General features: G+C 72.2%; 5 protein-coding genes and 3 pseudogenes. 5 read left to right on the forward strand and 3 right to left on the reverse strand.

Going from position 1 to position 9,137, the window contains the following annotated elements; all coding sequences use genetic code 11:
• Window positions 1–383 precede the first annotated feature (383 nt).
• The 3 genes from ACFF45_RS01035 (at window position 384) to ACFF45_RS01045 (ending at window position 4,018) form a co-directional block, all read left to right on the forward strand.
• Window positions 384–941: a SigE family RNA polymerase sigma factor gene (locus tag ACFF45_RS01035; RefSeq protein ID WP_381340539.1), complete on the forward strand. Its 558-nt coding sequence runs from the start codon at window positions 384–386 to the stop codon at window positions 939–941.
• A 167-nt stretch (window positions 942–1,108) separates the two neighbouring features.
• Complete coding sequence (locus ACFF45_RS01040; RefSeq protein ID WP_381340541.1) at window positions 1,109–2,806, forward strand: long-chain fatty acid--CoA ligase; 1,698 nt, start codon at window positions 1,109–1,111, stop codon at window positions 2,804–2,806.
• A 153-nt stretch (window positions 2,807–2,959) separates the two neighbouring features.
• Window positions 2,960–4,018, forward strand: a complete 1,059-nt coding sequence (locus ACFF45_RS01045; RefSeq protein WP_381340544.1) for an IS630 family transposase — start codon at window positions 2,960–2,962, stop codon at window positions 4,016–4,018.
• On the opposite strand, the gene ACFF45_RS01050 is transcribed toward ACFF45_RS01045, so the two are convergent.
• Entirely contained in the window at window positions 4,019–5,452 is a 1,434-nt protein-coding gene (locus ACFF45_RS01050; protein WP_381340547.1) for a recombinase family protein, read from the reverse strand.
• A 205-nt stretch (window positions 5,453–5,657) separates the two neighbouring features.
• Window positions 5,658–5,919 (reverse strand): annotated as a pseudogene (locus ACFF45_RS01055) (MFS transporter); the annotation flags it as partial.
• Between the two features lie 14 nt (window positions 5,920–5,933).
• On the opposite strand from ACFF45_RS01055, the pseudogene ACFF45_RS01060 reads away from it, so the two are divergent.
• Window positions 5,934–6,209 (forward strand): annotated as a pseudogene (locus ACFF45_RS01060) (TetR/AcrR family transcriptional regulator); the annotation flags it as partial.
• A 36-nt stretch (window positions 6,210–6,245) separates the two neighbouring features.
• Here ACFF45_RS01060 and ACFF45_RS35605 read toward each other — a convergent pair.
• Window positions 6,246–8,057: a response regulator gene (locus ACFF45_RS35605; protein ID WP_446697126.1), complete on the reverse strand. Its 1,812-nt coding sequence runs from the start codon at window positions 8,055–8,057 to the stop codon at window positions 6,246–6,248.
• A gap of 270 nt (window positions 8,058–8,327) precedes the next feature.
• On the opposite strand from ACFF45_RS35605, the pseudogene ACFF45_RS35610 reads away from it, so the two are divergent.
• A pseudogene (locus ACFF45_RS35610) lies at window positions 8,328–9,137 on the forward strand (hypothetical protein); the annotation flags it as partial.

Below are 9,137 nucleotides of genomic sequence, written 5' to 3' on the forward strand. Positions count from 1 at the left end.
TCTCCTTGCGGTGGTGCCGGACTCCCTGCGAAAGAGGCGCTCCGGCGGCGCGGGCCTCCTCGCCGCGCAGGCACTCCGGCGGCGCGGGTCGTCCCGCCCCCTCTTCGCCGTGCAGGCGTTCCCGCGCCGCAGACGGTCCCGATGTGTGCGGCCTCCGGCGGCGGCGTCCGGCGCAAGCGGCCCCCGGCGCATGCGGTCGCGCAGCGCATGCGCCCCGCGCCGAGCCTCCCGCGCGCCCCTTAGGGGACACACCCGCAGGGCGCCTCCTCCCCTCGTCCACCTCCAGGAGGTCCGGCCAGCCCCACCTCTACACCCTGAGGCGGACTCACCTTCGGGACCTGCGGGCGATACGGGCGAGGGGGTCGCGAATCTAGCGTGGAGCCATGACCACACCCGTCTGCACCACCGTCGCGAACGCGGCCGCACCCCGGACGCGGACCCGCACGTACCCGTCCTTCGCGTCGTACGTCCGGGCCCGCCAGCCCGTGCTGCTGCGCACCGCCCGGTCGCTCACCGCGAACCCGAGCGACGCGGAGGACCTGCTGCAGACCGCGCTCACCAAGACGTACGTCGCCTGGGAGCGCATCGAGGACCACCGCGCGCTGGACGGCTACGTCCGCCGCGCGCTGCTGAACACCCGCACCTCGCAGTGGCGCAGACGCCGGGTGGACGAGTTCACCTGCGAGGAACTGCCCGAGCCGGAGCCGCTGCCGGGCGGTGACGACCCGGCCGAGCAGCAGGCGCTGCGGGACGCCATGTGGCAGGCGATCATGAGACTTCCGGCCCGGCAGCGGGCGATGGTCGTCCTCAGGTACTACGAGGACCTCAGCGAGGTGCAGACCGCCGAGGTGCTCGGTGTGTCGGTCGGCACGGTGAAGTCGGCGGTGTCCCGGGCGCTCGGCAAGCTCCGCGACGACCCTGACCTGGGGCTCGTCCGCTGAGATCGGCCGTGGCGGGCCGTGGCGGGCCGGGTGTTGTGCGATCGTGCGCCGTTGTGTCCGGCGACATCTCGTGATCGATCACCGGGAGCTAGTGACATACCGAGCGGTACGTGCGCAGAATCAGCGCACACTTACCGCCGCGTAGGCTGCCGCCCCGGGAGGACGCCGTGCTGAGCACCATGCAGGACGTACCGCTGCTGATCTCAAGGATCCTGACCCACGGGTCCACGATCCACGGGTCGTCGCAGGTGACCACCTGGACCGGTGAGGGCGACCCGCACCGTCGCTCCTACGCCGAGATCGGCGCCCGCGCGGCCCAGCTGGCGCACGCCCTGCGCGACGACCTCGGGATCCGGGCCGACGACCGGGTCGGCACCCTGATGTGGAACAACGCCGAGCACGTCGAGGCGTACTTCGCGATCCCCTCCATGGGCGCGGTCCTGCACACGCTCAACCTCCGGCTGCCGGCCGAGCAGCTGGCCTGGATCGTCAACCACGCCGCGGACCGGGTGGTGATCGCCAACGGCTCCCTGCTCCCGCTGCTGGCGCCCCTGCTGCCGCACCTCAGGACGGTCGAGCACGTCGTCGTCTGCGGGCCGGGTGACCGCTCCCTCCTCGCCGACGCCTCCGCCCGGGTGCACGAGTACGAGGACCTGATCGCCGCCAAGCCCGTCGCGTACGACTGGCCGGAGCTGGACGAGCGCCGGGCCGCCGCCATGTGCTACACCTCCGGCACGACCGGCGACCCCAAGGGCGTGGTCTACAGCCACCGTTCGGTCTATCTGCACTCCATGCAGGTCAACATGGCCCAGTCGATGGGCCTGACCGACCAGGACACCTCTCTCGTGGTGGTCCCGCAGTTCCACGTCAACGCCTGGGGCCTGCCGCACGCCACCTTCATGACCGGCGTCAACCTGCTGATGCCGGACCGCTTCCTGCAGCCCGCCCCGCTCGCCGAGATGATCGAACGGGAGCGGCCGACGCACGCCGCCGCGGTCCCCACCATCTGGCAGGGCCTGCTCGCCGAGCTGACCGTGCGCCCGCGGGACGTCGGCGCCCTCACCCAGGTCACCATCGGCGGCTCGGCCTGCCCGCGCTCGCTCATGGAGGCCTTCGACAAGCTGGGCATGCGGGTCTGTCACGCCTGGGGCATGACCGAGACCTCCCCGCTCGGCACGATCGCCCGCCCGCCGGCCCACGTGACCGACGCCGAGGAGGAGTTCGGCTACCGCCTCACCCAGGGCCGTTTCCCGGCCGGCGTGGAGGCCCGCCTCACCGGTCCCGGCGGCGAACGCCTTCCCTGGGACGGCGCGTCGGCCGGCGAGCTGGAGGTGCGCGGCCCCTGGATCGCGGGCGCCTACTACAACGGTCCCGACGTTCAGCCCCTGCGCCCCGCCGACAAGTTCAGCGAGGACGGCTGGCTGAAGACCGGCGACGTGGGCACCATCAGCCCCGACGGCTACCTCACGCTCACCGACCGCGCCAAGGACGTCATCAAGTCCGGCGGCGAGTGGATCTCCTCGGTCGACCTGGAGAACGCCCTGATGTCCCACCCGGACGTCGCCGAGGCCGCCGTGGTCGCCGTCCCCGACGACAGGTGGGGCGAGCGGCCGCTGGCCACGGTGGTGCTGAAGGAAGGCGCCAGCGCCGACTTCGAGACGCTGCGCGCCTTCCTGGCCGAGGAGGGCAACATCGCCAAGTGGCAGCTCCCGGAGCGCTGGACGGTGATCGCGGCGGTGCCGAAGACGAGCGTGGGCAAGTTCGACAAGAAGAAGTTGCGCGGACTACATAAGTCCGGAGCACTGGAGGTCACGACGCTAGCGCCGCAGGTCAGGAGGGGTGCGGAGAGCCCCGCTGCCGACTGACACACCCTCAGCTAGGGCCCTCCAGGGCCACCAGGGGCCCCGGTTCGCCGGGGCCCCTGGCATGTGCACCGAGGAGACCCCAGAGGCACCGGCCGGGGGCCTTGCCGACCCTCTATTGATCCGAAACGGTTTTTTCTAGGTCGTTGGTGGTGTGTGAGAGATCTGGTAAGGGACGCGCGGCATCTGTCGCCGTCGGCGCAGGAAGCCCTGCGGCTGCGGGCGGTGGCCGCGTTGGGGGCGGGGCGGGACCGTGAGGACGTGGCGGCGCTCTTCGGGGTGTCGCTGAAGGCCATCGACGGGTGGTGGGCGAAGTGGCAGGCCGGTGGCCGGGAAGCGCTGGTCATGCGGCCACGGGGCAAGCCGGTGGGAGTGCATCAGGTGCTCGGGGAGGCCGAGCAGGCAGCGGTCCGTCAGGCGGTCCTCGATCACCGGCCCTGTGATGTGGGGCTGAGTGGGCAGCTGTGGACGCGTCGGCTGGTGGGCGAGCTGATTGTGAAGCTGTATCAGGTGCGGCTGACCGAGCCCGGGGTGGGGAAATACCTGAAGCGGTGGGGTCTGTCCTTCCAGCGGCCGGACAAGCGGGCTGTCGAGCAGGACCCGGAGGCAGTGCGGCGCTGGCATGAGGAGACCTGGCCGGCGATCCGCGCGAAGGCGAAGGCCGAGGGTGGCGAGGTTCTGTTCGCCGACCAGGTCGGTATCCGTTCCGATCAGGTCACCGGCCGTACCTGGGGTGAGAAGGGCAGGACGCCTGTGGTGCGGCGGAGCGGGAACCGGTTCTCGGTGAACGCGATGTCGGCGATCAGTACCAAGGGCCGGATGCACTTCATGGTCTTCACCGAGAGCTTCACCGCCGAGGTGATGTGCCGCTTCCTGGACCGGCTCGCCGGCCACTTCGACCGCAAGGTCCACCTCGTGGCCGACGGGCACTCCGCCCACCGGTCCAAGATGGTCCGTGACTGGCTCGCCGCCCACTCCGACGATGTTGAACTGCATTTCCTGCCGCCGTACTCGCCCGAACTGAACCCGGACGAGCTGGTCAACGCCGACCTCAAGCACAGCCTGCCCCGGCAGCACCGAGCCCGGAACCAGGCCGAACTCGCCACCGAGACCCGCCGGTTCTTCCGCAGACGGCAACGTCAGCCACACATCGTCCGCGGCTACTTCGGAGGCCCCACCGTCCGTTACGTCCTGGACGAGAACCCCATGAGCTGATCAATAGGCGGCCCACACGACTTCCAACAGGTCGGGATTGAACTTGCGGGCTCCCCGTCCGGCAGGGTTAACCACGATGGCCTTTATGTGCTTCGCAATGACGGCCCGCTGCCGTTCAATCGGCAGTCTTTCAAATTCTTCCGACAGTTCGACAGTCGCGGCCGAAGTCTTAATCTGCTCTACCGCGTGCCGGTTGCGCTCATACTCCAGCTCATCCCGCTCTTTCTCCAGCGGCTCCAACATGGCGATAACCGTGCGCGCCTTGAGCGTTCCGCTGTTCATGGCGCTAATGAGGTCGCTAATGCTCTCTTCAACCTCGATTAGGCGAACAGCCCCCGGCCATTCGACGGGGCCAGGCGTGGGAGCCTTAAGCCTGGTCTCCGCATCGTGAATCAAGGCAATGATGTGCTCATCCAGCGGCTCACCGGCGCGAGAGACCTTTCCGCATCCCCCATCCTTAGCCGCAGGGCAACGGTACGTAAAGCGGCTTCCCTTGCTGCCTTCCTTCCAGGAGGAGCGCATGTTGGCAATCATGCGCGTACCGCACTCTGCGCAACGCAGAATCCCGCTAAGCAGATACTTGTGATTGTTGCTCAAGTTGTTTGTTTTGTACCGGGAGTTAACGTCTGCCAGGACGGCCACAACGGCATCAAGTTTGTCGGGGGTGCAGATCGGCTCCCACACGCCCATGACCGGCTTACCGTCTTCGCCGATATGTTTCTGTCCCTTTACGGTCCGGAAGCCTGCGAGACGCGGGTTAGTGAGGATGCCCTTTAGGGCAACGCGCGTGATCGGCTTACCGGTATTCCGCGAAGTGCGAATCCCCAGCTTTTGCCATTCGGCAGTAATGGTGGAAAGCCGGGTGCCAGCCAGCAGCGCGTCATGCGCCTGGGTAATCAACTCTGCCTGCGCAGGGTCCACCGTTACCCGGTCATCCTTCCACCCGAACGGCGGGAAACCTCCTGCGTTCTTTCCGGCGTCCGCAAGTTCACGATGCTTACGGGCAACGCGCCGCCCAGTGTCGGCGGAAGCCTTGTTAGCGAAAGCCACCATGACTCGCGCCATCGTGCGGCCGTCCGACGTAGACAGGTCGATGTCATTAGTGACCGTGCAAAACACGAGTTCCGGGCGATCCTCGAAGACGTCAATAAGTCGCTCAAGGTCGCGCGGTTGCCTAGCCAACCGGTCAAGGTCGTAAGCGATAACGCCGTCCAGGACTCCCGTTTGGAGGTCCACCAGCAGCTTTTCAAACTCAGGCCGCACAACGTTGCGCTTAAACGCGCTTATGTCATTGTCGATGTAATCGCGCGCCGCAATCCAGCCGGGGCGCACTCCGGCCACCTGCCGATAGTCGCTGCGCTGCCGGTCTACGCCCAGTTCCTGGCCGTCCTTATCAAGGCTGATACGTGCGTAGCCCCCCAGGCGTACAGCCACCGTGCGCCCCCTCCCGTGATCATGCTTGTTGACCCTGCGGAGTGTAGCGACACCTGCGTGGTTCATGAAAGTCCTTGGAGAAGGTGCTGCGCAGGCAGTATGCCGAGGGGGAGCTGGACGTCACCCGGCTCTGACCGTCACGGACCCGGTGCAGCGGAACCAGGCGCGACCGGGGCGGGCCGCGCCGGGCAGGGCGTCTCCCCCTCAGGGCCGGCGTCTGGTCGGCCACGTGCGAGGCGACCGGCGCGACCGTGGTCAGCAGGGCGAGGCCGGTGACCAGGCGGCGCCGGTCGACGGTGTCCCCGAGCGGGGCGAACAGCAGCAGGCCGACCGCGTAGCCGAACCCGCGCGACCGAGGCGATCCACGCCACCGCCGAGGGGGCCGAGCCGAAGTCGCGGGCGATGAGGGGGAGCAGCGGGGCGGCGAGGCAGATGTTGCCGACGGTGACGGCGCTGCGGATGGCTATGAGGGTGAGGAAAGGAGGGCCTGGAGTACGGCACCGGCGACCTGCCCGACGAGACCGAGCGCCGGGAACACTGCGCCCGCAAGGTCGCCGAGGTCCGGGACGGCCAGGAGCGGGGCGTCGTCACCGACGCCATCCCCGCCTCCGACCTGCTCGTCCTGCCGACCGCGCCGGCCAACTGGGCGATCGTCGTCCCGCGGACGAAACGCATCCCGGTCGGCCCGGCGGACACCGACCGGGAGCGGCTGCGGGCGTCGGTGAAGGAGGCGGCGCGGCGACCGACGGCACGCTGACGCCTCAGCGGGTCCCGCTCGGCGATGGGGTCCCGCTCAGTTGGTCCCGATCCGCGCCAGCAGATCCACGATCCGGCTCTGCACCTCCGTACTCGTGGACCGCTCCGCGAGGAACAGCACCGTCTCGCCGGAGGCCAGCCGCGGCAGGTCCGCCTGGTCGACGGCGGCGGTGTAGACGACGAGCGGGGTGCGGTTGAGCTGCCCGTTCGCGCGCAGCCAGTCGACGATCCCGGCCCGGCGCCGATGCACCTGCATCAGGTCCATCACCACCAGGTTCGGCCGGAACTGCCCCGCCAGCGTCACCGCGTCGGTGTCGCTCGCCGCCCGCGCCACCTGCATCCCGCGCCGCTCCAGCGTCGCGGTCAACGCCAGCGCGATCTCCGCGTGCTCCTCGATGAGCAGCACCCGCGGCGGGTGCTGCTCACTGTCCCGGGGCGCGAGCGCCTTCAGCAGGACGGCGGGATCTGCGCCGTACGCCGCCTCGCGCGTCGCCTGCCCGAGTCCGGCCGTCACCATGACCGGCACCTCCGCCGCCACGGCCGCCTGCCGCAGCGACTGCAGCGCGGTCCGGGTGATCGGCCCGGTCAGCGGGTCCACGAACAGCGCCGCCGGGAACGCGGCGATCTGCGCGTCCACCTCCTCGCGCGAGTGCACGATCACCGGCCGGTAGCCGCGGTCGCTGAGCGCCTGCTGCGTCGACACGTCCGGCGCGGGCCACACCAGCAGCCGGCGCGGGTTGTCCAGCGGCTCCGGCGGCAGCTCGTCGTCCAACGGCTGCGGCCGGGGCGGGTCCGCGACCTCGACGGCCCCACCGGGACCGTCCAGCGGCTCGGGGCCCTCGGCCGCGTTCTCGTCCGGTGCGCCTATGGCGTACGACCGTCCGGCACCCTCGCTGGCCGGCCCGGCGAGCCGCGACTGCCCGGTCGGCGCGTGCTGCTTCGGCTGCTCGGCGGCGGGCTGCTCACCCTGCGGGTGCGGACGCGCGGCGGTCGGCTCCGGCGGCGTACCCAGCTTGCGGCGGCGGCCTCCCGTCGACTGGTGCGGCGGCGTCGCCCCGGCCGGTGGCTGCTGCGCCTGCGCCGCCTGCCGCGTGAACGGCACGCCCTGACCGAGGGTGCGCACGCTGATGGACCGGCCCTGCGTGGAGTCCGGATCCACCGGCGCGGCGGCACCGGCGGCCTCGTCGGGCAGCGGCTGCGCCATCCGCGCCTGGGTCGCGCCGGCCACCGCCTCGGGGGGCAGCGGCGCGCCGGGGGCCGGCGGCTGCGGCACGCGGCCCGCCTGCTCGGCCGCCGGCGGCAGGGGAGTCCCGGCCGCGGCCGGCGGCACCGTGCCGGCGCCGGGGTGCGGTACGGGGGTGCCCGCGCCGGGCGTGTCGTCCGCACCGGCGCCTACGGGCCACGGCTGCGGCGGCGGGATGGCGCCGTGTGCCGGTGCCGCCTCGGCGGGGAGGGGCCGGCCAGGGGCCGGGGCCTGCGCGGGGACGGCCGCCCGGGCCGGCTGCGGCGGGACGGGCGCGCCCGGGACCGGCGGGAGGGCACCCTGCGCGGGTACGCCGGGCTGCGCGGCAGCGGCGGCCTGCTGCGGGGCGTCCGCCCGCTCACCCGGTGCGACGGGGACCGGCGCGGGCTGGGACGCCGGTACGGGCGTCACCTGGGCCGGGATCCCCCGCGCGGGCGTCCCGCCCGCCTCGGCCTGCGGGGCGGCCGTCCGGCGACGCCGTCCTGTCGGGGCGCTCGCCGGATGCGGCTGCGGCGGGGTGTGGTCGTCCGGGTGGTCGTGCGCCACGGCGTCGTGCCGGCCATGGTCGTCGGCGGTCAGGGCACCGGGAGCGCCCTGACCCGGCACGGGCGCCGGGGCGGGGCCGGGCTGTCCGGGGGTGTGTGCCGGAGTGAGGCCGGGCTGTCCGGGGGTGTGTGCCGGAGTGAGGCCGGGCTGTCCGGGGGTGTGTGCCGGAGTGAGGCCGGGCTGCTCGGGGGCGTGCACGGAAGCCGGACCGGGCTGCTGCCCGGGGGCGTGCGTCGCCGGGGCGGGTTCGGCCTGTCCTGGCGCGTGCGGCGGTACCGGACCGGCCGACGGGACGTGCTGCCCGGGAATCTGCGGCGGTACCGGATCGGCTTGCGGGATGGGCTGCCCGGGGGCGTGCGGCGGTACTGGGCCGGCCTGGGGGACGTGTTGCCCAGGAATCTGCGGCGGTACCGGATCGGCTTGCGGGACGGCCTGTCCTGGCGCGTGCGGCGGTACCGGACCGGCCGACGGGACGTGCTGCCCGGGAATCTGCGGGGGTACCGGATCGGCTTGCGGGACGGGCTGCCCTGGCGCGTGCGGCGGTACCGGACTGGCCGACGGGACGTGCTGCCCGGGGATGTGCGCCGAGGCCGGACCCGCGTGCGGGACGGGCTGTCCTGCCACCTGCGGCGGCACCGGGCCGGCCGGCGGGACGGCCTGCCCCGGCACAAGAGCAGTCTGCCCCGGCACCGGACCGACCCGCGCCCCGGTCTGCCCCGGCGCGGAAGCGCCCTGCGGCGGCACCGGACCGACCTGGGACCCGGCCTGCCCCGGCACAGGAACAACCGGCGGCGGCACCGGACCAGCCTGCGGGACGGCTTGCCCCGGCACCTGGACGGCCGCCGGACCCGGACCCGCAACCGGACCCTGGGGCTGCGCAGCCACGGGGCCCGGCGCCTGAGCCGTCTCCTGCGTCGCCGTACGGTCCGCCTCGGCCGGCGGCAGCGCGAACACCGTGCGCGGCTCCGCCTCCTGCGCGGCCGCCCGCTCCTGCGCCGCCGCGAGGGCCCGCCGCCGACGCCCGGTCGACTGCTGCTGCCCCTCCGTGCCGGCCCCGGCCGGAACGACCTCGGCGGACGGGGGCGCCGCCACCGCGGCCTCCGGCCCGGCCGCGGGCAGCGCCGCCGGCAGAGCGTGCTG

This window comes from Streptomyces cinereospinus (assembly GCF_042430725.1).
In the GTDB taxonomy this organism is placed as follows: Bacteria; Actinomycetota; Actinomycetes; order Streptomycetales; family Streptomycetaceae; genus Streptomyces; species Streptomyces cinereospinus.